28 protein-coding genes and 1 tRNA gene are annotated in these 22266 nt (G+C 70.8%); 21 read left to right on the top strand and 8 right to left on the bottom strand.

The genetic code is table 11. The features are described 5' to 3' along the window. Window positions 1-17: 17 nt before the first annotated feature. Entirely contained in the window at window positions 18-965 is a 948-nt protein-coding gene (locus ACFUJ1_RS10630; RefSeq protein WP_378644601.1) for an ATP-binding cassette domain-containing protein, read from the bottom strand. Window positions 966-1057: 92 nt separating this feature from the next. On the opposite strand from ACFUJ1_RS10630, the gene ACFUJ1_RS10625 reads away from it, so the two are divergent. Then, a complete protein-coding gene (locus tag ACFUJ1_RS10625; RefSeq protein WP_378644599.1) occupies window positions 1058-1777 on the top strand; it encodes a TetR/AcrR family transcriptional regulator in 720 nt (239 codons plus the stop codon). A 7-nt stretch (window positions 1778-1784) separates the two neighbouring features. Here the strand turns inward: ACFUJ1_RS10625 and bcp are convergent, their stop codons facing one another. Next, the gene (bcp, locus tag ACFUJ1_RS10620; RefSeq protein ID WP_378644597.1) at window positions 1785-2255 is read right to left on the bottom strand and encodes a thioredoxin-dependent thiol peroxidase; all 471 of its coding nucleotides are present in this window, start codon (window positions 2253-2255) and stop codon (window positions 1785-1787) included. 109 nt (window positions 2256-2364) lie between these two features. On the opposite strand from bcp, the gene ACFUJ1_RS10615 reads away from it, so the two are divergent. Further along, on the top strand, window positions 2365-2586 hold the full coding sequence (locus ACFUJ1_RS10615) for a DUF3618 domain-containing protein (RefSeq protein ID WP_067654418.1): 222 nt from the start codon (window positions 2365-2367) through the stop codon (window positions 2584-2586). Between the two features lie 60 nt (window positions 2587-2646). Here the strand turns inward: ACFUJ1_RS10615 and ACFUJ1_RS10610 are convergent, their stop codons facing one another. Next, window positions 2647-2940, bottom strand: a complete 294-nt coding sequence (locus ACFUJ1_RS10610; RefSeq protein WP_378644596.1) for an excalibur calcium-binding domain-containing protein — start codon at window positions 2938-2940, stop codon at window positions 2647-2649. Window positions 2941-3103: 163 nt separating this feature from the next. On the opposite strand from ACFUJ1_RS10610, the gene ACFUJ1_RS10605 reads away from it, so the two are divergent. After that, window positions 3104-5161, top strand: coding sequence for an acyltransferase family protein (locus tag ACFUJ1_RS10605; RefSeq protein ID WP_378644594.1), 2058 nt, complete (start codon window positions 3104-3106; stop codon window positions 5159-5161). 18 nt (window positions 5162-5179) lie between these two features. Next, the gene (locus ACFUJ1_RS10600) at window positions 5180-5635 is read left to right on the top strand and encodes a MarR family winged helix-turn-helix transcriptional regulator (RefSeq protein WP_233016427.1); all 456 of its coding nucleotides are present in this window, start codon (window positions 5180-5182) and stop codon (window positions 5633-5635) included. A 3-nt stretch (window positions 5636-5638) separates the two neighbouring features. Here the strand turns inward: ACFUJ1_RS10600 and ACFUJ1_RS10595 are convergent, their stop codons facing one another. From ACFUJ1_RS10595 to ACFUJ1_RS10580, 4 genes are all read right to left on the bottom strand, one after another. Next, window positions 5639-5953 (bottom strand): hypothetical protein, encoded by a 315-nt coding sequence (locus ACFUJ1_RS10595; RefSeq protein WP_233016428.1) that lies wholly within the window; start codon window positions 5951-5953, stop codon window positions 5639-5641. Between the two features lie 28 nt (window positions 5954-5981). Continuing rightward, window positions 5982-6599 carry a transglycosylase SLT domain-containing protein gene (locus ACFUJ1_RS10590; RefSeq protein WP_378644592.1) on the bottom strand — a complete coding sequence of 206 codons (618 nt, stop codon included), beginning with the start codon at window positions 6597-6599 and terminating at the stop codon, window positions 5982-5984. A gap of 377 nt (window positions 6600-6976) precedes the next feature. Continuing rightward, window positions 6977-7411: a hypothetical protein gene (locus ACFUJ1_RS10585; RefSeq protein ID WP_378644590.1), complete on the bottom strand. Its 435-nt coding sequence runs from the start codon at window positions 7409-7411 to the stop codon at window positions 6977-6979. Window positions 7412-7500: 89 nt separating this feature from the next. After that, a complete protein-coding gene (locus tag ACFUJ1_RS10580) occupies window positions 7501-8175 on the bottom strand; it encodes a metallophosphoesterase (protein ID WP_378644588.1) in 675 nt (224 codons plus the stop codon). On the opposite strand from ACFUJ1_RS10580, the gene ACFUJ1_RS10575 reads away from it, so the two are divergent. The 17 genes from ACFUJ1_RS10575 to ACFUJ1_RS10495 all read left to right on the top strand — a co-directional run bounded on the left by ACFUJ1_RS10575 (window position 8161) and on the right by ACFUJ1_RS10495 (window position 21964). Next, a complete protein-coding gene (locus ACFUJ1_RS10575) occupies window positions 8161-8634 on the top strand; it encodes a MarR family winged helix-turn-helix transcriptional regulator (protein WP_378644587.1) in 474 nt (157 codons plus the stop codon). The two genes, ACFUJ1_RS10580 and ACFUJ1_RS10575, sit on opposite strands and share 15 nt — an antisense overlap. Before the next feature lie 90 nt (window positions 8635-8724). Then, window positions 8725-9327: a DsbA family protein gene (locus tag ACFUJ1_RS10570; protein WP_378644585.1), complete on the top strand. Its 603-nt coding sequence runs from the start codon at window positions 8725-8727 to the stop codon at window positions 9325-9327. A 1-nt stretch (window position 9328) separates the two neighbouring features. Next, window positions 9329-9802, top strand: coding sequence for a nucleoside deaminase (locus ACFUJ1_RS10565; protein ID WP_378644584.1), 474 nt, complete (start codon window positions 9329-9331; stop codon window positions 9800-9802). A 10-nt stretch (window positions 9803-9812) separates the two neighbouring features. Next, a complete protein-coding gene (locus ACFUJ1_RS10560) occupies window positions 9813-10136 on the top strand; it encodes a DMT family transporter (RefSeq protein WP_378644582.1) in 324 nt (107 codons plus the stop codon). A 57-nt stretch (window positions 10137-10193) separates the two neighbouring features. Further along, window positions 10194-10613, top strand: a complete 420-nt coding sequence (locus ACFUJ1_RS10555) for a DMT family transporter (protein ID WP_378644581.1) — start codon at window positions 10194-10196, stop codon at window positions 10611-10613. Between the two features lie 394 nt (window positions 10614-11007). After that, window positions 11008-12462 (top strand): AMP-binding protein, encoded by a 1455-nt coding sequence (locus tag ACFUJ1_RS10550; RefSeq protein ID WP_378644579.1) that lies wholly within the window; start codon window positions 11008-11010, stop codon window positions 12460-12462. A gap of 29 nt (window positions 12463-12491) precedes the next feature. After that, the gene (locus ACFUJ1_RS10545; RefSeq protein WP_378644578.1) at window positions 12492-12749 is read left to right on the top strand and encodes a phosphopantetheine-binding protein; all 258 of its coding nucleotides are present in this window, start codon (window positions 12492-12494) and stop codon (window positions 12747-12749) included. A 23-nt stretch (window positions 12750-12772) separates the two neighbouring features. After that, a complete protein-coding gene (locus ACFUJ1_RS10540) occupies window positions 12773-13150 on the top strand; it encodes an ectoine synthase (protein WP_378644576.1) in 378 nt (125 codons plus the stop codon). Window positions 13151-13168: 18 nt separating this feature from the next. Next, window positions 13169-14323 carry an acyl-CoA dehydrogenase family protein gene (locus tag ACFUJ1_RS10535; protein ID WP_378644575.1) on the top strand — a complete coding sequence of 385 codons (1155 nt, stop codon included), beginning with the start codon at window positions 13169-13171 and terminating at the stop codon, window positions 14321-14323. 9 nt (window positions 14324-14332) lie between these two features. Continuing rightward, window positions 14333-14986, top strand: coding sequence for a transglutaminase family protein (locus ACFUJ1_RS10530; protein WP_378644573.1), 654 nt, complete (start codon window positions 14333-14335; stop codon window positions 14984-14986). A gap of 127 nt (window positions 14987-15113) precedes the next feature. After that, window positions 15114-15899 (top strand): maleate cis-trans isomerase, encoded by a 786-nt coding sequence (locus tag ACFUJ1_RS10525; protein WP_378644572.1) that lies wholly within the window; start codon window positions 15114-15116, stop codon window positions 15897-15899. A gap of 59 nt (window positions 15900-15958) precedes the next feature. Beyond that, window positions 15959-17332 carry an aminotransferase class I/II-fold pyridoxal phosphate-dependent enzyme gene (locus ACFUJ1_RS10520; RefSeq protein WP_378644570.1) on the top strand — a complete coding sequence of 458 codons (1374 nt, stop codon included), beginning with the start codon at window positions 15959-15961 and terminating at the stop codon, window positions 17330-17332. Between the two features lie 62 nt (window positions 17333-17394). After that, window positions 17395-18396, top strand: coding sequence for an LLM class flavin-dependent oxidoreductase (locus ACFUJ1_RS10515; protein ID WP_378644569.1), 1002 nt, complete (start codon window positions 17395-17397; stop codon window positions 18394-18396). Beyond that, window positions 18393-19379, top strand: coding sequence for an LLM class flavin-dependent oxidoreductase (locus ACFUJ1_RS10510; protein WP_378644567.1), 987 nt, complete (start codon window positions 18393-18395; stop codon window positions 19377-19379). Before ACFUJ1_RS10515 ends, ACFUJ1_RS10510 begins: the two co-directional genes overlap by 4 nt. A gap of 29 nt (window positions 19380-19408) precedes the next feature. Continuing rightward, window positions 19409-20398, top strand: a complete 990-nt coding sequence (locus ACFUJ1_RS10505; protein WP_378644566.1) for a methionine ABC transporter ATP-binding protein — start codon at window positions 19409-19411, stop codon at window positions 20396-20398. Continuing rightward, a complete protein-coding gene (locus tag ACFUJ1_RS10500) occupies window positions 20395-21078 on the top strand; it encodes a methionine ABC transporter permease (RefSeq protein WP_378644564.1) in 684 nt (227 codons plus the stop codon). Before ACFUJ1_RS10505 ends, ACFUJ1_RS10500 begins: the two co-directional genes overlap by 4 nt. Before the next feature lie 34 nt (window positions 21079-21112). Continuing rightward, on the top strand, window positions 21113-21964 hold the full coding sequence (locus ACFUJ1_RS10495) for a MetQ/NlpA family ABC transporter substrate-binding protein (protein WP_378644562.1): 852 nt from the start codon (window positions 21113-21115) through the stop codon (window positions 21962-21964). Window positions 21965-22029: 65 nt separating this feature from the next. Here the strand turns inward: ACFUJ1_RS10495 and ACFUJ1_RS10490 are convergent. Then, window positions 22030-22102, bottom strand: a tRNA-Lys gene (locus ACFUJ1_RS10490). Window positions 22103-22266: the final 164 nt, after the last annotated feature.

Below are 22266 nucleotides of genomic sequence, written 5' to 3'. Positions count from 1 at the left end.
TCCTGTGGTCATCGGGTTCACGCGGCCTCGGCCGGGGCGGGGTGCCCGGTGAGCGCGAAGAAGACGTCGTCGAGGTCGGGGGTGTGCACGGTCAGCCGTGCCACCTCGATGCCGAGCTCGGCGCAGCGGTTCAGCAGCGCGCGCACCTCGGCGGCGCTGCCGTCCGACGGCACCTGCAGCACCAGCTGCTCCGGCTCGGCGCGCCACCCGTCGGGCAGCGGGAGCGCGGCGCGGGCGGCGCCGAGCTCGTCGGCGGTGGCGAAGCGCAGCCGCAGGTGCCCGCCGGGCGCGCGCTGCTTGAGCTCGTCCGGGGTGCCGTCGGCGACAACGGCGCCGTTGTCGAGCACCGCGATCCGGTCGGCGAGCTGATCGGCCTCCTCCAGGTACTGGGTGGTGAGGAAGACGGTGGCGCCGTCGGCGGCCAGCCCCTGGATCACCGCCCACAGCTCCCGCCTGCTGCGCGGGTCGAGCCCGGTGGTCGGCTCGTCCAGGAAGACCATGCGCGGCTCGCCCATCAGGCTCATCGCCAGGTCGAGCCGGCGCCGCATGCCGCCGGAGAAGCCCGCGGTGCGCCGGTCCGCGGCGTCGGCCAGGTCGAAGCGGTCGAGCAGCTCGGCCGAGCGGCGGGCCGTCTCGGGGCCGGGCAGGTGCAGCAGCCTGCCGGTGAGGCGCAGGTTCTCCCGCGCGGTGAGCACGCCGTCGACCGCGGAGTACTGCCCGGTGACGCCGATCAGCGCGCGCACCGCGTCGGCCTCGGTCACCACGTCGTGGCCGAAGACGCGGGCGCTGCCGCGGTCCGGCGCGGCCAGCGTCGCGAGGATCCGGACCAGGGTGGTCTTGCCCGCGCCGTTCGGCCCGAGCAGGGAGAAGACGGTGCCTGCGGCGACCTTGAGATCGAGGCCGCGCAGCACCGGTTGATCGCCGAAACCCTTGTGCAGGGCGGAGATCGAGAGCGCGGAGGTCATGGTGGCTCCAGACTGAGAAACTGTGTATCGAATAAACCAAGTTTATAGAGTAAACAGTTCTTCGGCGCAAGAGCGGCGATCGAGGAGGCGTGGTGGAGAAGCGGGATCCGGGCAGCGCCCTGCGGCTGCTGTGGGGGATGGAGGCGGCGGGCACGCGCGGGCCGAAGCGCGGGCTCTCGCTGGAGGGCATCGTGGACGCGGCCATCGCGGTGGCCGACGCCGACGGCTACGCGGCGCTCTCGATGAAGCGGGTGGCGGAGGAGCTCGGCTTCACCGCCATGTCGCTCTACCGCTACGTGGACAGCAAGACGACGCTGGTCGAGCTGATGTCGGACCGGGTGATCGGGTTACCGCCCGCCGCGGACCCCGCGCTCGGCTGGCGGGACGCGCTGCGGCGGTGGGCGGTCACCGAGTACGAGCTGATCATCCGGCACCCGTGGTGGCTGGAGATTCCCATGGTGACCCCGCCGCTCGGGCCGAACAATATGGCCTGGCTGAACTCCGGCCTGACGATCCTGGAGCGCACCGGCCTGCCCGCCGGGGTCCGGCTGCGGCTGGTGATGAACCTGACGCTCTTCGTGATCGGCCGGATGCGGCTGAGCGTGGAGCTCGGCCAGGCCGACACCGAAGACGACACCTTCGACAGCCTCTTCGCCACCATGGATCCGCAGCGCTTTCCCGCCGTGCTCGCCGCCGCCGCCGAAGGCGCCTTCCAGGACGACGAGATCGACTGGGCCCGCGCCGATTTCGAGTTCGGGCTGGACCGCACGCTGGACGGCTACGAGCAGTACGTCCGCGGCCTGCGGCCCTGACCCGCGATCAGACCGACAGATCGCGCCGCAGCTTGGCGACGTGCCCGGTGGCGCGCACGTTGTACTGCGCGACCTCGATCTTGCCCTCCGCGTCCACCAGGAAGGTCGAGCGGATGACGCCGGTGACGGTCTTGCCGTACATGGTCTTCTCGCCGAAGGCGCCGTACGCCTGCAGCACCGCGCGGTCCGGGTCGGAGAGCAGCGGGAAGGTGAGCTGTTCGGCGTCGCGGAACTTGGCCAGCTTGGCGGGCTTGTCCGGCGAGATGCCGACGACGGCGATCCCGGCGCCGTCCAGTTCGGCCAGGTTGTCCCGGAAGTCGCAGGCCTGCTTGGTGCAGCCGGGGGTGCTTGCGGCCGGGTAGAAGTACACGACGACCTTGCGGCCGCGGTAGTCGGCCAGGGAGACGGTGTTGCCGTCGGCGTCGGGCAGGCTGAAGTCGGGGGCCGGGTCGCCGGGGGCGAGTCGAGTGTCGGTCACGTCCAGCACGGTAACCGAACCGCCCGACACGATGGCTATGGATACACTCGGGCGAGTTCGCGGCTGCGGGGTTTCCGCGGGCACATCGACCGACAGGAGGCGTGGAGACGTGGCAAGGGACACCGAGCGGATCGAGCGTGACATCGAGGCCGCGCGCACGCGGCTGGCAGGCACGCTGGACGAGCTCGCGGTGCGGGCCGATCCGCAGCGGATCGCCGGCGACACCAAGAACCTGGTGCTGGCCAAGCTGAACGAGCCCAAGGTCAAGTACAGCCTGATCGGCGCGGGCGCCGTCGTGGTCGGCCTGGTACTGGTCAAGCTCTTCCGCTGACCCGCTGGAAACGACGACACCCGGTGCCTGCGCACCGGGTGTCGTCGTTTCTCGGGTCGCTCAGACCGTCGGGCAGGCGAAGCCGTCGCCGTCCGGGTCCAGGTGCGGGCCGTAGCCCGGTTCCCCGCGGAACAGCGGCGCGCGCCCGGCCGCCCTGGCATCGTCGCAGTTGGCGAAGGCGCCGCCCGCGGAGCCGGTCTGGGTCAGACCGGCCGAGCCGGTGAGCCCGACCCCGGCGTCGATGGCGGAGGACCCGGTTCCGGCGGAACCGGTGGGCACGGCATGGGCGGCCGGTGCCGCGAGGAGCGTGAGCCCCGCGGCGGCAGCGCTGACGGTGAGCCGGCGAACGTTCATGTATTCCTCTGTGGTGTGCTGCGGTGGATCGGCGTCCGAATCAGACGCCGCCCCCACTGTCGTGAGCCTCCGCCGCGTTGTCAACCGAGCGGCCCGCGTGCGGTGCCGTCGAGGCGCCGCCGATGAATTCCGTCGGAACAATCCGGTGTGATACTCCTTCGACATGCACGACGATCGACCACCGGCTCTGCGCTATCGGCACGACCTGGACGGGCTGCGCGGGGTGGCGATCGCGTTGGTGGTGGTCTTCCACGTGTGGTTCGGCCGGGTTTCCGGTGGTGTCGACGTTTTCCTTGTCCTCTCCGGCTTCTTCTTCACCGGCATGCTGCTGCGCCGCGGCGCGGGCGGCGGGGTCTCGGTGCCCGCGGTCGCCGTGCGCACCCTGCGCCGGCTGCTGCCCGCGCTGCTGGTGGTGCTGTCCTCGGTGGCGGCCTGGGCGGTGGCGACGCTGCCGTACACCCAGTGGACCGAGCTCTCCCGGCAGCTGCTCGCCTCGGTCTTCTACTACCAGAACTGGCAGCTGGCCAGCGCCGCCGCCGACTACCTCGCCGCCGACCCATCGGCGAGCCCGCTGCAGCACCTGTGGTCGATGGCGGTGCAGGGCCAGTTCTACCTGGCCGTGCTGCTGGTGATCGCGTTCGTCGCGCTGGTCTGCCGCCGGGTGCTGCGCAGGCCGCGGCTGCTCCGCCCCGCGGTCGGGGTGACGGTCGCCATCGGTGCGGCGGCGTCGTTCTGGTACGCCGCCACCCGCCCGGCCGTCGAGCAGGACTGGACCTACTACGACAGCGCGGCACGGGCGTGGGAGCTGCTGGCGGGCGCGCTGCTCGCGGTGCTGCTGGCCTCGGGGTCGCTGCCGACCGGCCGGGTGGCCAGGTTCGTGCGCGCGCTGCTCGCGCTCGGCGGGCTGGCGGCGGTGCTCGCCTGCGGCGTGCTCTTCGACGGGGCGCAGCAGTTTCCCGGCCCCGCCGCGCTCTTCCCGGTGCTCGCCACCGTCGCGCTGATCGTGGCCGGGGCGGGGGAGCGCCCGCCCGCGGTGTCCCGGCTGCTGGCGAGCTGGCCCTTCGTCGAACTCGGCGCCATCGCCTACGCGCTCTACCTGTGGCACTGGCCGCTGCTCATCGGCGCGCTGATCTACACCCGCTCCGGCGGCGCCGGGGTCGGCAGCGGGATGGTGGTGGTCGGCCTCGCGCTGCTGCTCGCGGTGCTGACCAGGCACGGGATCGAGGAGCCGCTGCGGCAGCGCTCGGACCGGCGGGCCGGGGCGCCGCTGCTGGTGCGGCGCGGGATCGGCGCGGCGGTCGCGCTGGCCGGGGTGGCGGTGCTCGGCGCCGCCTGGTTCTGGCAGGCCGTGCTCTTCGACAACGAAAGGCCGCTCAGCGCACTGGATCCCGTGGTCTACCCGGGGGCCGACGCGCTGGTCGCCGGGGTCTCGGCGCCGCCGGCCGCGGTCCGGCCGTCGATGCTGGAGGCCCCGCGCGACGTCCCCGCCTCGACCACCGACGGCTGCATCTCGGACTGGCACACCACCGCGGTGGTCACCTGCGACTACGGCGACCCGGACGGCGCGCGCACCATCGCCGTCGTCGGCAACTCGCACGCCGAGCACTGGCTCACCGCGCTGGACGCCATCGGCCGGGCGCGCGGCGTGCGGATCGCGGTCTACCTCAAGATGGGCTGCTCGCTGAATCTGCGCGAGGACTCGCTCTACCGCGGCGAGCCGATCTCGGACTGCCGCGACTGGTCCCGCGCGGTACTGGACCAGCTCACCGTCGATCGTCCGGACTGGGTCTTCACCACCGCCACCGCCCCGATCTGGCCGGTCGGCGGCGACGAGGTGCCGCAGGGCTTCGTCGAGGTGTGGGGCGCGCTGGCCGAGCGCGACCTGCGCGTGCTCGCGGTGCGCGACACCCCCTGGCTGCGCACCGCGTACGGCCGCTACCGCGCGGTCGACTGCCTCGCCGCGGGCGGCACCGCGGAGAGCTGCGGCATGTCGCGCGCCGACGCGCTCGCCCCGGTCAACCCCGCGCTCGAACCCGCCGCCGGCTTCCCGAACGTGCACCTGCTCGACCTGAGCGACGCGGTGTGCGGGCCGCAGGTGTGCCGGGTGGTCGAGGGCAATGTGCTCGTGTACCACGACGAGCACCACCTGACCGCCAGCTACGTCCGCACCCTGACGCCGGAGCTGGAGCGGCAGATCGGCGCCGGGACCGGGCTGTGGTGAGCGCTCTAGGATGCGGGAATGGTCCGATGGCTCTCCGATGACGAACAGACCACCTGGCAGGCCTTCATCCGGCTGAACCAGCGGCTGGACGCGGCCATCGCGCAGGGGCTGGCCAAGCACGGATTGTCCACCCCGGACTACGAACTCATGGTCGCGCTCTCCGCCGCGCCCGACGGCGCGCTGCGCGCCAAGGACCTGGCGGCCGAGGTGTGCTGGGAGAAGAGCAGGCTCTCCAAGCACCTGGCCCGGATGGCCGGGCGCGGGCTGGTCGAGCGCAAGCCGGTGGCCGACGACGCCCGCGGGGTGCTCGTCGTCCTCACCGAGCAGGGCAGGAGCACGCTGGAGCTGGCCGCGCCGAGCCACGTCGAGCTGGTGCGCAGGCTCTTCGTCGACGCGCTCAGCGCGGACGAGGCGCGCTCGCTGCGCTCGCTCGCCGCCAAGGTGGTGACCCGCTCGGAGGCCGAGGTGCTGTGACGCTCAGTTCCACGGCGTCACCGGCGGTTTGACCCACAGCAGCTTCTCGTCGGCGTGCGGCCGCCCGGCCGCCGGGTGGTTCGGGTGCCTGGCGGCCCACGCGTCCTTCTCGGCGAGCAGCTCGGCGGCCACGTCCCAGGTCTCGCCGGTGCTCGGCGGGTTGGTGCCCGCCGCCCGCGCCAGCTTGCGCCGCGCGGCGGGGGCGAGGGCGCGCAGTTCGGCCGCGGTGATACCGCGGTCCCACAGGTAGGCGGCGAGCGCGCGGGCCTTCTCCGCCCGGCTGCGGGCGGCGTGATCGTTGTGCGTGTAGTCGGGCATCGCGGACAGTATGGCGAGCCGCACCGACTCAGTAGGCGCCGTGGACGTTGTCCATCGAGCCGTAGGTGTGCGCGGCGTAGTTGCAGGCGGCCACGATATTGGCGACCGGGTCCCAGACGTCGAACGGCGTGCCGGGGACGTGGAACTTGGCGAAGGTCGGGTCGATCACCTGGAGCAGCCCCTTCGACGGGATGCCCGCGGCGGCGTTCGAGTCGTAGAGGTTGATCGCCCGCGGGTTGCCGGTCGACTCGCGCATGATGTTGCGGTGGATCGACTCGTAGCTGCCCGGGATGCCGTTGGCGCGCATGACGTCGAGCGCCTGGCTGATCCAGCCGTGCAGGTTGTCCGGGTAGAACGCGGTCGCGGCCCGCATCTCGGCCTGCTCGACCAGCGGCGCGGCCTCGGGGGCGGGGAGCGCGCCCGCTACCGCCGCGACGGCGGGCTCGGGTGCGGGCTGGGCGGCCCGCGCCTGCTCGGCGACGGGGTGCTGGTCGGCGATCAGCGCGATGCGCGACGGCCCGCTGCTGTCGGCCACCGAGACGGCGGAGGACGCGCAGACGGCGACCACTCCGGCGGCGGCGACCGCGCCGGTGATGCTCTCGCGCAGAGTGGGGCGCCGCAGGGTGGACAGACGTGAGTCGGGCATGCGAATTCGATTCCTTGCTTCGGTCGGTGACGAGCCCCCAACCCGATTCCGGGCAGCACCGATCGCCCGGCATCCTGGCCGGTCGTGATCGTGGTGCGGGGTTTCCGGTGTCTCCGGACGATGTGCTCTTGTCGGGTTCTGTTGTGGGGGACCTTCGTCCCACTCCTACTCGAACGGAGCGTGGCCACTCGGGCCAGATTGCAGAATGGTCACGGAAGGTGAACGGAAGGTGAACAGAAATCGTCCGAACGGTGCTGAGAGGTGTTCGAATCCAGCACCCGTGCCGGAAAATCGGCTGTGACCGGGGTGGATGGAGCTAAACGCCTTGTGCGTAGCGTCACAGAATTACAACGGTGGCGATTCGCGTTTCGCCGCTGTCAGCCCCGCAGACGGAGATCGATGGCGAGCCCGAAGGTGGGTGTATCGATCCGGATCGGCGCCACCGGCGCGGCCTCCGCGCCCTGGAAATCGCAGTGCCCGCTCGGCGCGATCACCAGCGCCCGGCCGTCCGCGCCGGGGAGCGTGACCCGCGCCGCACCGTACAGTTCGACGCCTTCCAGCGGCACCAGGTCGTGCACCCAGGGCGCGAGGTACGGCTTGGCGACCACCGTGGTGGCCTCCGGGCTCTCCTCGACCCGCACCGGTGGCACCTGGACCGGCGCGAACGACGGGGTGAGGTTGCGCGTGGGGTCGATCCCCGACCCGTTCGCCGGCTGCCCGTAATCGGGCGCGGGCGGCGCCGCCTGCGCGCTCCCGGCCGCGAGCACGCCCGCGATCACCCCGGCCGCGATGATTCCCGCCACGATTCGCATGGCTCGATTCTCGCCGTGTGCGCGGCGTGGCGCGAGCTTTGCGCTCGGGCTGATCGGCGGGCCGCTACCTTCCCGGCCGCCGCGGCTCGCTACGTCGCGCGCTCGATCTGCTGGGAAACCCAATCCCTGGTGACCGGCCGCAGTTCGTGCGCGTCCAGCCCGACGTGGATCTGCCGCCCACGCACCCGGAGCTCGGAGTGCGTGTGCCCGTGCAGCAGGAGCTGCCCGACGTCCGGCACCCGCCACTCCTCGAACCGGTTCTCCGGCGTGTGATCCCCGTCCGGGTCGAAGCGGAACGGGAAGTGCGAGAGCGTCACCCGCTGCCCCCCGATCTTGTGCACCGCCGTCTGCTGCACCGAGGCGAAGCCTCCGGCCAGGTAGATCGCCTGCCAGGCGGCGGCGCGCGAGCGCATGGGATGGCACCCGTCGTGGTTGCCGGTGACGAGGTGCTTCTCGCCGGGGCGGCGGAAGATCCACTCCAGCGCCGCGGTCTCCTGCCGTTTGCCACCCACGGAGATATCGCCGAGGACCCAGACCCGGTCGTCCGGGCCGACCAGTGCGTCCCAGCGGCGCGCCAGTTCGTCGTCGTGGGCGGGGATGTCGGGGAATCCGCGCAGGTGGGAGAGGAGTCGATGGCCGATGTGCAGATCGGCGGTGTACCAGTCGATGCGGGGGACTGTACCGGACCGTCCGCCCCGATCGCGCGCCGATTTCGCGGGATAGCCGGTGGGTACGATTGATGCATGTACATGGAACGGTCCCACACCCAAGACGACGCACGCCCCGTTGAGATCGGTGCGGCCTGGTCGCGGGTGGCGGCGTTCGTGTCGGCCGTGGAGACGCGGCTCGGGAAGTGGGTCGGTGACCGGCGCGGTATCGGGCTCACGGAGTATCGGGCGCTCATCGTGCTGGTCCGGGCACCCGATCGGGAACTGCGGGTCAACGATCTCGCCGCTCGGATCGGCCTGAACCAGAGTTCGGTCACCCGGATGCTCGGCAGGCTCGAGCAGAAGGGGCTCACCTACCGCGACACCTGTCCGGACGACGGGCGCGGGGTGTACGCGGTGGTCACCGACGACGGTGCGGAGCTGGTCGGCGCGCTGCGCGCGGAGTACGAGACGCAGGTGCGCGAGGTCGTCGAGAAGGTCGGCGCCGACTTTCCCGACCTGGATCTGAACGGCCTCCGCGCGGCTTTCGACAGCGTTCGCGCGCTGCTCGCCTAGGGGGAATATCGGGCACGACTTGCCCCGGTGACCCGTGCGTGCCTATCGTTGCATGTACATACATTGATAACGAGAGGGGGTTCTCGCACGATGGCGGCTATCACGATCGATCTCTTCGTGGACTACGTGTGCCCGTACTGCTACCTCGCGGAGCACGCGCTGGCCGAACTTCGGGCAGCGCGCGACGTCGAGGTGCGGATCAGGCCCTTCGAACTGCGGCCCGAACCGGTTCCCACGCTGCGCCCGGAGGACGACTACCTCCCGCGCGTCTGGAGCGGGTCGGTGTACCCCATGGCCAGGCGCCTCGATGTCGACATCCGGCTGCCGACGATCTCGCCCCAGCCGCGGACCGCCAAGGCCTTCGTCGTCCTGCAACTGGCCGCGGAGTCCGGGCTGGCCGACCGGTACTCGGCGGCGATGTACCGCGCGTTCTTCCTGGACGATCGCGACATCGGCGCCGACGCGGTGATCCTGGACGTGGCGACCGCGGCCGGGCTGGACGCCGACGCCGTCCGCGCCGCCCTGTCCAGCCGGTCGCGGCGGGCCAGGCAGGCCGCCGATCTGCGCGAAGCGGCCGTTGCCGGGATCACCGCCGTGCCGACCTTCGTCATCGGCGGCCGGGCGTTTCCCGGGGTCCCGGACGCCGGGCGGCTGATCGGCGCGGTCGACGCGACGTCTCCGGCGAGCCGCTGAGATGGGCTGGAGCAGAGCGGATCTCACGGCGCTGATGGGTGATGCCGTCACCTTCGGGGTGCAGCACGTCGAGCGCGGCGGCATCCCGTTCGTCGGGGTCGTGGTCGGCGCCGACGGCTACGTCTCGCCGTTCGGCGTCAACCGCGTCCGGGAGACCGGCGATCCGACGGCGCACGCCGAGATCGTCGCCATCCGGGACACGATCCGTGCCAGGCAGACCACCGATCTCACCGCCTACTCCCTGCTCGCGACCGGCGAGCCCTGCGGCATCTGCTACCGGTTCGCGCTCGACCACGGGATCGGGACGATCTACGTCGCCGTCCCCGCCGACGAGGTCGCGGCGCTCGGCTTCGACTACCGCTCCAGTTACGCCGCCGCGCGCGTCGACCGCGCCGCCCTGGCCGGCTCCACCGTCGTTCCGCTGACCGTCCCCGATGGTCTGGCGCCCTTCCATCGATTCCTCGCAGTGAACTGAAAGGCACCCCATGCACTGGCTGTATCTCGCTGTCGCCACCGTCTTCGAAATCGCCGTCGCCCTCGCGGCGAGCAAGGCCGCCGGTTTCACCCATCGCTGGTGGACGGTGGCGACCCTGGTCAGCGGCGCCATCGGCACGTTCTTCCTCAGCCTCACCCTGCTCACGCTCGACGTGGGCGTCGGCTACGCGATCTGGGTGGCGATCTCCGGGGTCGGCATCGTCATCCTCGGCGCCGTCCTCTTCGGCCAGCGCCTGAGCTGGCGCAAACTCCTCGGAATCGCGATCGTCGTCGTCGGCGTGGTCGGGCTGCAGCTCAGCGGCTCCGGCGCCTGATTTCCGAAACCCGGTTCGGCGCAGGCAGGCGCCGGGCTGCCCGTCGAAAGGAGAACAATGAGCACACAGGCTCGAGTATCGGATTCGGAAACGACACAGCCCGAAACGCCGGCCAGGAATACCCGTGCGTGGCTGGTCCTGCTGCTCGCCGGAGCGTTCGAGATCGGGTACGCGGTGAGCGTCGGCGGCAGCGAGGGCTTCACCGTGCTCGCCTGGTCGGCGTCGGCGGTGGTGTTCTTCCTGCTCACCCTGTTCGCCCTGAGCGTGGCGCTGAAATCCATCGATGTCGGGATCGGCTACGCGGTGTGGGCGGGCATCGGCTCCATCGGCGCCGCCGTCTTCGGCAGCATCCTGTTCGACGAGCAGCTGACGGTCCTGCGGGCGGTGTGGCTCGCGGTCATCATCGGCGGAGTCGTCTGGCTCAAGCTCGCCGACAGCCCGAAGCTGACCGAGGGCGGTGCCGCGGAAGGTCGATAACCGGTACCTACCCAGTGCTCCCGGGGGCGTCGCCCCCGGGAGCACTGTGCTGTGCGGGGCTCCTCGGTATGGCGCAGATCACATCTTGTGCTTCGGGCCGCCGTCGTGCCCGCTCCCGCGCACTGTCAACTATTCCACTTGTGGCGAGTGAATTCGTTACGCACTTTGTCTTTCCAGGCCGGTCTCATTTCGCGCATTTGTTCAGCGCCGCGGGCGAATGTATTCGATCATGATCGCCGACGATCGCGGGGTATCGGCTCGATGCGGTGGTACTTGAACTTTCCCGGGACGCTGCTACGTTGAATTGCGAGCACGTCACACAGCTGAAACATGAAGTCACCGAGCGGTTCTCGGTGGCGAGCAATTCCTGCGACGATCGAATTACGGGGTCACGATGAGATCGGAAATCGTTCTCGAATCACTACGGCAGCATGCCATCGACCGTCCTGCGGCTCCGGCTTTCATCGCCGATGGAAAAGCCACCTCCTATGCGGAATTCGCGGAATACTCCGATGGTGTGCGCCGTGCCGTTGCCGGTGCCTGCCTTTCGCCCGATTCGCCGGTCGGCATCGTCGTCCCCAAGTCGCCGCCGGCCGTCGCGACCGCGGTGGGGGCGGCGCTCGCGGGGCACGCGCCCTTCCTGCCGTCCACCTCGCTCGGGCCGGACGCGCTGCGGCGGGCGCTCGACGTCGCCGGAGCGGGCGGGCTCGTCCGCGCCGCGGGCTCGGCCGTCGAGCGACGGGAGGCGGCGCGGGGGCGGGCCGACGCCGCCGTCGTCTTCACGACCTCCGGATCGACCGGAACCCCGAAGGTCGTACCGCTGCCCGCGGCCGGGGTCGAGTCCTTTCTGCGCTGGAGCTCGACCGCCTTCGAGATCGGGCCGGGGTCGGTGGTCCTGAGCCTGGCGCCGCTGAGCTTCGATCTCAGCCTGCTCGACGTGTGGGCGACGCTGCGGTCGGGCGGGACGGTCGTCCTGCCGGACACCGAGCAGTCCACCGACGGCGGCTATCTCGCCGACCTCATCCACACCACCAGGCCCGAGGTGGTGCAGTCGGTGCCGTTCTTCCTCCGGCTCATCGGGGCGGGGCTCGACCTGCGCCGCCTGCCGCCGGGCTTCGACAGCGTGCGGCACCTGATCCTGACCGGCGACAAGCTGCCGGGTGAGCTGCTGTCCCGCATTCCCGGCCTCTTCCCCCGCGCCGCGGTCTACAACGTGTACGGGTGCACCGAGACCAATGACAGCTTCCTGCACCGGATCACCGATTTCGACCTGCCGCCGGGCGCGGAGGTACCGATCGGCGCGCCGATCCCCGGTGTCACGGCGCGGATCACCGGAGCCGACGGCCGGGAACTGGTCGGCGCGGCGACCGGCGAGCTGTCGGTGCACACGCCCTTCCAGACGTCGGGCTACAGCGACCCCGCGGCGGGAGCCGATCGATTCGAACTCGTCGACGGCCCCGCCGGTCCGATCAGGTTCTACCGGACGGGTGACGTCGTGCACCGCGACGCGAACGGCCTGGTGTACCTGCGCGGGCGGTCGGACTGGGTGGTGAAGGTCCGCGGCGTGCGGACGGATCTGCAGGAGATCGAGGCCGTGCTGCAGAGCCATCCGCTGATCGACGAAGTCGCGGTCCTCGCCGACCACGACGAGGTCGAGGGGCACCGGCTCCGCGCCGAGATCCGCGTCTTCGGCGGCAGCCGCATCAACAGCCTGCAGGCGCGCACGCACTGCGCGAACGCGCTGCCGGTCACCGCGGTGCCGTCGACCTTCACCATCAGCGACACCCCGCTGCCGCGGACGTCGACCGGGAAGATCGACCGCCGCCGTCTGGTCCGAAACCACCGCTGAACAAGCACACCTCGAGAAAGAAGCAGCCCATGCCGCAGCGGATCTCCGTGAAGGAATTCATTGTCACGAATTTCGCCCCCGACGTCACCGCGCACGAGCTGGCCGACGACTACGAACTCGTCGACAGCGGTTTGGTGAACAGCCTCGCCCTGCTCCGGCTCATTTCCTGGGTCGGCGAGCGCTACGGGATCAATATCGACGACATCGACATCGACAGGGACGATTTCCGCAGTGTCGCGGCGATCGAGAAATTCATCGAGGTTCACGCGCCGCTGCCCGGGCGCTGAGCCCGCAGAGAGGAAACACCATCATGATCTACCGCACGAGGGACGAGATCGCCCCCGTCGACTGGGGGAACGGCGAGAGCCACCGGCTGCTCGTCGAGGCCGACGGCATGGGTTTCGCCGTCGCGCACACCATCGTCCGCGCGGGCACCATGTCGCGCCTGCAGTACCGGCGGCATCTGGAAGCCTGCTACTGCATTTCCGGCAGCGGTGAGGTGCGCGGCGCCGAGGACGGAACGGTCTACAAATTGGTGCCTGGTGTGCTCTACGCGCTCAACGAGAACGACCCGCACACCCTCTCCGCCGATCACGCGGGCGATCTGCATCTGATCAGCATCTTCAACCCCCCGATAGCCGGACACGAGCGGCACACGCTCGACAGGTCCGGGTATTCGCAATATTGAGTCAGGACGCGAATCCGCATGAGCACCACCGCAGAATGGACCGATGATCAGCTCGGCCTGCGCGATGCCATCGAACGCCTCGGCCCGGAGCTGAGCGCAGGCCACGTCCAGGACGATCGCGCGGGCACCTTCCGCCGCGACAAATGGGAGAAGCTCGCCCAGACGGGAATCTTCGGACTGCCCGTCGGTGCCGCAGCGGGCGGCCTCGGCCAGGACCTGCGCACGACCATGTTCGTGCTGGAGGGGCTCGGCAAGGCGTGTCGCGACGGCGGGCTGAACTTCTCCGCGACAACACATCTCGCGAGCACCGTCACCCCGCTCGCGCGGTTCGGGTCGGCCGCCCTCAAGCAGCGGCTGCTGCCGGACGCGATCGCCGGCTCGGTGATCGGGGCGCACGCGATCACCGAGCCGTCGGCGGGCTCGGACGCGATGAGCTTGCGCACCGCGGCGGTGGCCACCGCCGACGGCAGCCGGTACGTGCTGAACGGGTCGAAGGCGTTCGTGTCCAACGGCCCGATCGCCGATGTCGTCGTGGTGTATGCCAGGACCGGGCAGCAGGGCAGCGCGACCGGAACAACGGCGATCGTGGTGGAGCGGGACCGCAGGGGGCTGAGCTTCGGCGCCCCGATCGCCAAGATGGGGCTCGGGTCGGCGCCGCTCTGCGAACTGTTCCTCGACGATGTCGAGGTGCCGAGCGAGAATGTGCTCGGCAAGCCCGGCCTCGGTTTCCTGGTGCTGGATCACGTGATGAAGCGCGAGATCCTCTACTCGTTCGTCGTCAATGTCGGCGAAATGGACAATCGCCTGCACGCGACCATCGAGTACGCCAAACAGCGCCACCAGTTCGGGCAGCCAATCTCGTCCTTCCAGTCGGTGGCGAACAAGATCGTGGACATCAAGATCGCGCTGGAGACATCGCGGCACTGGCTGTACGCGACGGCGGCGAAGCTGCAATCCGGACGCGACGTCACGGTGGACATGGCCATCGCCAAGATCCTGGTCAGCGACTACGCCCTGAGCACCGCGCTGGCCGCCGTGCAGCTCCTCGGCGGGTACGGATACATGGCGGAATACGGCGTCGAGAAGGACCTGCGCAACGCCGTCGCGGGAACGATCTATTCGGGCACGAACGATATCCAGCGCACCCGCATCGCGGCGATGCTGGGGCTGTAGGGGGAAACGATGACGAATCCGGATACCCGGGCGACGGACCTGTTCGACCACACCTCCGCGGAGGTGCAGGAATTCGTCGACTCGGTGCCGCGGGGCCGATCGCCCTCGGATATCGAGCGCGCTGTCGCGCTCTACTACGCGGTCCGCGACGGCATCTTCTACGAGGTGTTCGGCACCGACCTGTCACCCGACGGGTTGCGCGCGAGCAGCGTCGTCACGGCGGGCAGGGGGTTCTGCCTGCACAAGTCGATTCTCTACGTGGCGGCGCTGCGCGCGACGGGCATTCCCGCGCAGCTGGTCGCCGGCCACGTGGTGAACCACCTGGCCTCGCCGGAGCTGCTGTCGCTGGTGGGGGGCGAGCAGTTCCTGCACTGGCTGACCCGGGTGCGGCTGGACGGCCGCTGGGTCTACGCGACACCGGTCTTCAACAAACTGCTCTGCAAGCTGTACCGCATCGAGCCGCTCGATTTCGACGGCCGCGCCGACTCGCTGTTCCAGCCCTACGCCGCGGGCGAGGCGATGCGATTCCTCGGCGACAAGCAGCACTTCGCCGACCCCGGCTACCCCGAACTGCTGGAACTCGTCACGGCGGCGCACCCCGCCATGCTCGGTGCGGACCTGCGGGTACCCGCGCTCGGATCGGCTGCGGGGCAGGGGCATTGAGGCCGGGGCAGGTACAGGGCCGAGCGGATGTCTTGTCTTCCCGGGCCCGGTCAATACACTCGGTAATCGATTCATGTACATGCAACTACAGAGGCGTGTGCGGGGTATCAAGTGGGGGGAGTTCCACATGGTGACGCGACGCTGGAAACCGGACGGGTGGGACGCGCGCACCCGGATCGGCATCGTGGTCCCGCATGCCGATGTGGGGCCGGAGGCGGAGCTCAGGGCGATCGCCCCGCCCACCGTCTCCGTGCACGGGGCCCGGCTGTACTTCTCGGCCATGCGGGCAGGCGGCGTCATGGATCCGACCATCCCGCATCGGCCGGTCGAATCCTTCACCGAGCCGCCGTATCTCGACGAGACCGTCGAGTCGCTCGCCGCGTCACCGCTGGATGTGATCGCGCTCGGCTTCACGAGCTCGGCCTACAAGCACGGCGCCGACGGCGAGCGCGCACTGCTCGACCGGCTGTCGGAGCCCGCCCGCGGCATCCCGGTTGTCACCACCTGCCTGGCCGCCGAACGCGCGCTGCGCACCCTGGGCGCCGAGACCCTCGCGCTGGTGAATCCGCCGTGGTTCGACTCCGCGCTGGACGAGCTCGGCGCGCGCTATTTCCGGGATGTGGGCTTCGATGTCGTCCATCACGGCCCCGCCGGGTTGCGCAGCGGGCAGGAGTTCATCACCCCGGAATCGCTCTACGACTGGATAGCGAAGGTCGGCACCGGCGCGGATGCCGTCTTCGTCGCGGGAAACGGGCAGCGGGCGGTCGGGGTGATCGATGCGCTCGAGCGCGACCTCGGGATCTTCGTGCTGACCGCGAATCAGGTGCTGGCGTGGGACGCCCTCGCGACCGCGGGGGAGCGGGAGCCGGTGGTCGGGTACGGCGCCCTGTTCGGGAAGGCCCTGCCGATCTGACCGCCTGCCTCCCGCGATTCTCAGCGTCCGGTCGAGCCTCTAGAGAGGGAAAGCGTGCGATGCTCAGCCACCCGATCGACACCAACTCCGCCGATTCGATACTGGGCATGCTGCGGGCGAGTATCGGCGATCCGAGTGCGCGCGGCATCGCGGCCGCCGTCGAAGAGCTGATCCGCGGCGGGCAGCTGCCTGCGGGAACGCGGCTGCCGACCGTGCGGTGTATCGCCGAGGTCGTCGGGGTCAGCGCCGCCACCATCTCCACCGCGTGGGCGATCCTGCGCCGCGAACACCTGCTGCGCACGGATCGGCGCCGCGGCACCGTCGTCACCGGATTGCCGGAACGCGGCTCGCGCCGCGACTTCCCCGGCTGGGCGGAGGTGCCGCTGGCGGAGGCGCTGCCCGATCGGCGGCTGCTCCCGCCGGTCGGTGAGGCGTTCACCTTCGGGACGACGGCGGCGCAGGACTGGGATGCCGACCCTGACGGCATCACTCCCGAGCTGCTCGACGCGGTCCGCTCCACCTGGCCGTACGCGGCGCCGGAGTACGCGGTGGCGAACGGTGGCTACGAGGGGGCGCTGCTCGCGCTGCGCGCGGTCGTGCGCTCCGGCGGCGCGGTCGCGGTCGAGCAGCCGACGGCGCCGCGGATCCTGGAGACGCTGCGCGCCGTGCACGCGGTGCCGATTCCGGTCGAGTGCGATGCCATCGGGCCGCTGCCGAACTCGGTGGCGCGCGCGTTGCGGCAGCACCCGAGCGCGCTCCTCTACCAGCCGCGCGCCCAGATCCCGTCGGGGTGCACGCTCACCGCCGGGCGGGCCGCGGCACTGGCCGAGGTGCTCGGGGCCGCCGCGTCCTCGCTGTTCGTGATCGAGGACGACAATGTCGGCCCGGCGGTGGGGCGCGCCAGGAGCATCGGTGAGCTCATCCCCGGCTGCACCATCGTGGTCCGGTCGTACTGCAAGCTGTACGGCATCGATCTGCGCACCAGCGTGATCTCCGGCCCCGGCGAGGTCATCGATCGCATTCGCCGGTTGCAGACGCTCGGGATGCGGGGAACGAGCCGAATCCTGCAGGACGCGCTTGCCTACCTGCTCCGCGACCCGGGCACCGAACAGCGGGTCGATCTGGCGCGGGCCAGGCACCGCCAGCGGCGCTCGGCCCTGGCGCGCCGGCTCGTCGCGCGCGGCATCGGGGTCGCCGAGGGGGAGGGGCTCACGCTCTGGGTGCCGGTCGACGACGAGGAGCGCGCCATCGCGGTGCTCCGCGGCAACGACATCGCGGTCGGCGCCGGTTCGGACTGCTACATCGACCGGCCGGAGCGGGCGCACCTGCAGATCGGGACCGCGGCGCTGCCCGACGACCCGGAGCTCGTCGACGAGCTGGCCGAGTTCATCGCCGCCGCCGCGAGCCCCGCCAGGCACCGGGTGGCCAGCTGACCATTCCCGCACGGCCGCGCCCGTGCCCCGACCGCAACCACACCGAGGGAAACGGATCGCCGATGACCATTTCGCTGGGGTTTCTGACCCATCTGCACGCAGGCCGGAGCGCAGGCGACGCCTATGCCATCGCCCTGGAACTGTTCGAGGCGGCCGAGGAGATCGGCTTCGACATCGGCTGGGTCGCCCAGCACCACTTCGGTGACGACGGGGGCAGGCTGGCGTCGCCGCTCACCTTTCTCGCCGCCGCCGCGCAGCGGACGAAGCGGATCGGGCTGGGGACCGCGGTGGTGGTCCTGCCGACGGAGGACCCGGTCCGGGTCGCCGAGGACGCCCTCCTGGTCGACACCCTGTCCGGCGGCAGGCTCCAGCTCGGTATCGGCACCGGCGGCGACCCGGTGAGCTTCGCCGCCTTCGGCCGCGATGTCGAGCGGCGCCGCGAGCTGTTCGACGAGGCCGCCGTCGTGCTGGAGGACGCCCTGGCGGGCAGGCCGATCAATGGCACAGCGGCCACCATCGGCGCCGAGGGGGCGGCGATCTCCGGGCGGCTCTGGCAGTCGACGCTGAGCGAAGGGGGCGCGGCCCGGATCGCGGCGCGTGGGCACGGCCTGCTCGTGGCCCGCTCCGCCTACCTGAGTTCGCTCCCGACCGACATCGCGCAGCGCCCGCTGGTCGAGCGCTACCGCGCTATCGCCGGTGCCTGCGCCAGGGTGGGCGTGTCGCGCACCGTCTATCCGGCGCGCGATCGGCGCACCGCCGCCGGGGAGCTCCGCGCGGGTGTGGAGGCGTACGCGCGGCAGATGGCCGGCCAGGGCCACTATCCGCCTGGGCTCACCACCGACGCGGCCTTCGACCGCGCCTTCATCCACTACGGCCACCCCGACCAGGTCGCGGCCAGCCTCGCCGCCGATCGGGCGTTGCCCGGCGCGACGCACCTGATCTGCCAGGCCGCGCCCGGACAGCCGGAGCCGGCCCGGGTGATCCGCGCACTCGAGTCGGTGGCCCGCGACGTCCTTCCCCGGCTGGCAGGCGCCCGCCCCCGGCCGGAAGCCGCGCTGCCGTGACCCGGCCGCCGCGAATCGGCTTCCTCACCCACGTCGTCTCCGCCGGCGACCCGAAGCGGACGATCGATGAGCACATCCGGATCTGCGTCGAGGCGGAGCGGATGGGGTACGACTCGATGTGGGTGGCCCAGCACCACTTCGGCGCCGAGAACGGCGTGGTCGCGTCGCCGTTCGTCTTCCTCGCCGCGCTCGCCGCCCGGACCGAGCGGATACGGCTGGGGACCGCGGTGGTGACCCTCGCGCTGGAGGACCCGATCCGGGCGGCGGAGGACGCCGCCCTGGTGGATCTGATCAGCGGCGGCCGCCTGGAGGTCGGGCTCGGCTCCGGTGCGCATCCGCCCTCCTTCACCGCCATGTCGCGGGACTTCCGGCACCGCTCGGCCAGCGGCGAGGTCAACGCGGGCGCGCTGGTCTCGGCGCTCTGCGGCGACCCGATGCCGGGTGGCTCGGTGCTGACGCCGCGCTCCGCGTCGCTCACCCAGCGGATCTGGCGGGCCACCTCCTCGCGCAAGGGGGCGGTGGCCGCCGCGCGGGCAGGCCACGGCGTGCTGCTCGCGCGCTCGGCTCCGCTGGACCCGCGGCGGGTCGGCGAGGTGCAGCGGCCGATCGCGGAGAAGTACCTCGCGGCGACCAGGTCCGCCGGGCACGTGCCGCGGGTCGGCGTCACCAGGACCATCGTCCCGGCCACCGATGCCGCGGTGCTGGCCGGACTGGCGCGCGACGTGCGGGAGTGGTCGAGGGACGAGCAGCTGCCGGAGCCGCTGGCCCGGCTCGACGACGCGGCCGTGCTGAACCGCCACGGGGTGCTGACCGGCGAACTCCACCGGATCGCCGAGTGCCTCGCCGCCGATGCGGCGGTACGGCTGGCGACCGAGCTCATCGTGCAGTTCCAGCCCGGCAGGCCGACCTACCGCGACACCCTCGCCGCGCTGGAGACGCTGATCGATCTCCGCTCCTGTCCGCTCCGCTCGCAGCCGCAGTGATCTCCCGCCGCCCGATCCAGGACTCCGCATTGCTTCAGATCGAACACCTCAGCAAGTCGTTCCGCCGCGGCGCGCTCCGGCGGCCCGTCCTCGACGACGTCAGCATCGACGTGCCCGCCGCGACGATCTCGGGCGTCGTCGGCCCGAGCGGATCGGGCAAGAGCACCCTGGCCCGGTGCGTGAACCTGCTGGAAAGGCCGGACAGCGGAAGCGTGCGCATCGACGGCCTCGAGATGACTGGGCTGCGCGGCCGCGGGCTCGCGCTGGCCCGGCGGCGGACCGGGATGATCTTCCAGTCGTCGAGCCTGCTCGCGCACCGCACCGCAGCGGGCAATGTCTCGTTCGCGCTGGAGATCGGCGGCGTGGATCGCAGGCAGAGCCGGCGGCGGACCGGGGAACTGCTCGAACGAGTCGGGCTCACCGATCACGCCGACGCCTATCCCAGCCAGTTGTCGGGTGGCCAGCGCCAGCGGGTCGGCATCGCAAGGGCGCTCGCCATGAATCCGGCCGTCCTGCTCGCGGACGAGGCGACGTCGGGGCTGGATCCGGAGACCACCGCGTCGATTCTGACGCTGCTCCGCGTGCTCCGTGCCGACCTCGACCTCACCATCCTGTTGATCACCCACGAGATGGAGGTGGTCCGGCGGTACTGCGACCACGCCGGCCTGCTGGAGGGTGGCCGGCTCGTCGAGACCGGCAGGGTCGCCGAGCTGGTCGCCGATCCCGCCTCCGGACTCGGCAGGCTGCTCTACCCGTTCCCGCCGACGGTGGGAGCGCGGACCGGGGAGACCGAACTGGCCGTGGTGCTGCGTCCGGGGCGGGAGGAGTGGCTCGCCGAACTCGCGATCCACACCGGAACGCGCGCGCGGTTGCTGGCGGCCGCCATCGAGTCGGTCGGGCCGAGTACGGGCGGGACGGCGGTGATCGCGGTGCCCGACGGCGATCTCGCGAAGGCACTGGGGTGGCTGCGTGATCAGGGGCTGCACGTGCAGCTCCGGGATGCGGGGGTGCTGTCGTGACCGTCGTCGCGCTCGGCAATACCGAGTGGTCCGAGCTGCCCGGGGTGTTGCGGCCCGCGCTGGAGCAGACCGTCACGATGACCGCCGCCTCGTTCCTGCTGTCGGTCGCGATCGGCATCCCGCTGGCACTGGTGCTCGTCGTGACCGCGGTCGACGGGATCCGCCCCAACCGGTTCGTGAACGCGCCGGTCGGGTGGATCGTCAATGTCGGACGCTCGATGCCGTTCATCATTCTGCTCGTCGCGCTGATCCCGGTGACCCGGCTGCTGGTCGGGACGGCGATCGGGGTGCGCGGCGCGCTCGTGCCGCTGACGATCGGGGGCGCCGCCTACTTCGCCCGGCTCGCCGAGGCGGCGCTGCGCGAGGTGCCGCGCGCGGTTCTGGACGTGGCCGATGCCGCGGGTGCGTCGATCGGGCAGACGGTCAGGAAGGTGCTGCTCCCCGAGGCGCTGCCCGGGCTGTGCTCCGCGGCGACCGTGCTGGCGATCGGCACCCTGGCCTTCTCGGCGATGGCAGGCGCCGTCGGTGCGGGCGGCCTCGGCGACCTCGCTGTCTCCTACGGGTACCAGCGCTTCGACGACACGGTCATGGTCGGCACCGTCGTCCTGCTGATCGTGCTCGTGCAGATCATCCAATTCGCCGGGGATCTCGCGGTGCGCTACGCCTCGTCCCGGCGTTGATCGAATTCGTTGTCCACCAGATGGGGAAGAAACAATGACCGCACGTCGAAAACTGCTGGCCCTCGCCGCCGTGATCTCCGCATTCGTCTTGTTACCTGTCGTCGGCTGCGGCAGCGATGCCGGCGACGGCTCGAAGCACCTGAAAGTGGCGGCCGCACCGGACCCGAAGGGTGATATCACGAAATTCGTGATCGATCTCGCGGCGAAGCGGGGGATCGAGCTGGAGCTCGTCACGACGACGAACTCGGTGAACGATCACCAGCTGCTCGAGGACGGTGATGTCGACATCGATTTCAACTCCCACGTGCCCTGGTTCAACGACCAGGTCGAGCAGAACGGTTTCGAACAGACCTTCGTGCAGACCGTGTTCCTCACGCCGACCGGGCTCTACTCCGAGAACGTGCGGAGTCTCGGTGAGCTCCCCGCCGGTGCACGAATCGCGATCAGCAAGGATGTGCCCAATCAGGCCCGCTCCCTTGGCTTCCTGCAGAGCGCGGGGCTGATCACCCTCCGGAGCGGCGCCTCCGACCTGAGCACCGTCACCCTCGCCGACATCGCCACCAACCCCCGCGGGCTCCGCTGGGTGGAGGTGGATCTGGAGGCCACCCCGCGTGCGCTCCCCGACGTCGACGCGGCGGTCATCCTGGGAACGATCGCCACGGCGGCGGGGCTGAAACTCGAGGAAGCCCTCGCCAGGGAGCCCGCGAACAACCCGCTCTGGGCGATCGGCATCGTCGCCCGGACCGCCGACGTCGACGATCCGCGCTACCAGCAGGTATTCGCGCTCTTCAACTCCGACGAGGTACGCACCTTCATCACCGACGAATACCCCGCCGGCCAGGTCATCCCGGCATTCGGCCCACCGACCGGGGTCGTCCGACCCTGAGATCTCACGGCATCGACAGAACGAGACAGGCCCAACCACTCGGTCGGGCCTGTCTCGGGATAGTGTGCGCCATCAGGGACTTGAACCCCGAACCCGCTGATTAAGAGTCAGCTGCTCTGCCAATTGAGCTAATGGCGCGTGCTCCGTGTGTTCTCGGTGCGAGAGAGACACTAACAGGCCGGGGGGTCGAAAGTGAAATCGGTATCCGGCGTCCCCGCGCGCCCACGCTGACCTGCTGTTAACGCTTTCGCGGCCGACCGCGATCCGCAGGGAGGTGCCGTGTGCGAACGGGGCCCGGTCAA

This window comes from Nocardia sp. NPDC057227 (assembly GCF_042669725.1).
Taxonomy (GTDB): Bacteria; Actinomycetota; Actinomycetes; order Mycobacteriales; family Mycobacteriaceae; genus Nocardia; species Nocardia asteroides_A.
This window is presented reverse-complemented; position numbering and strand designations above follow the sequence as displayed.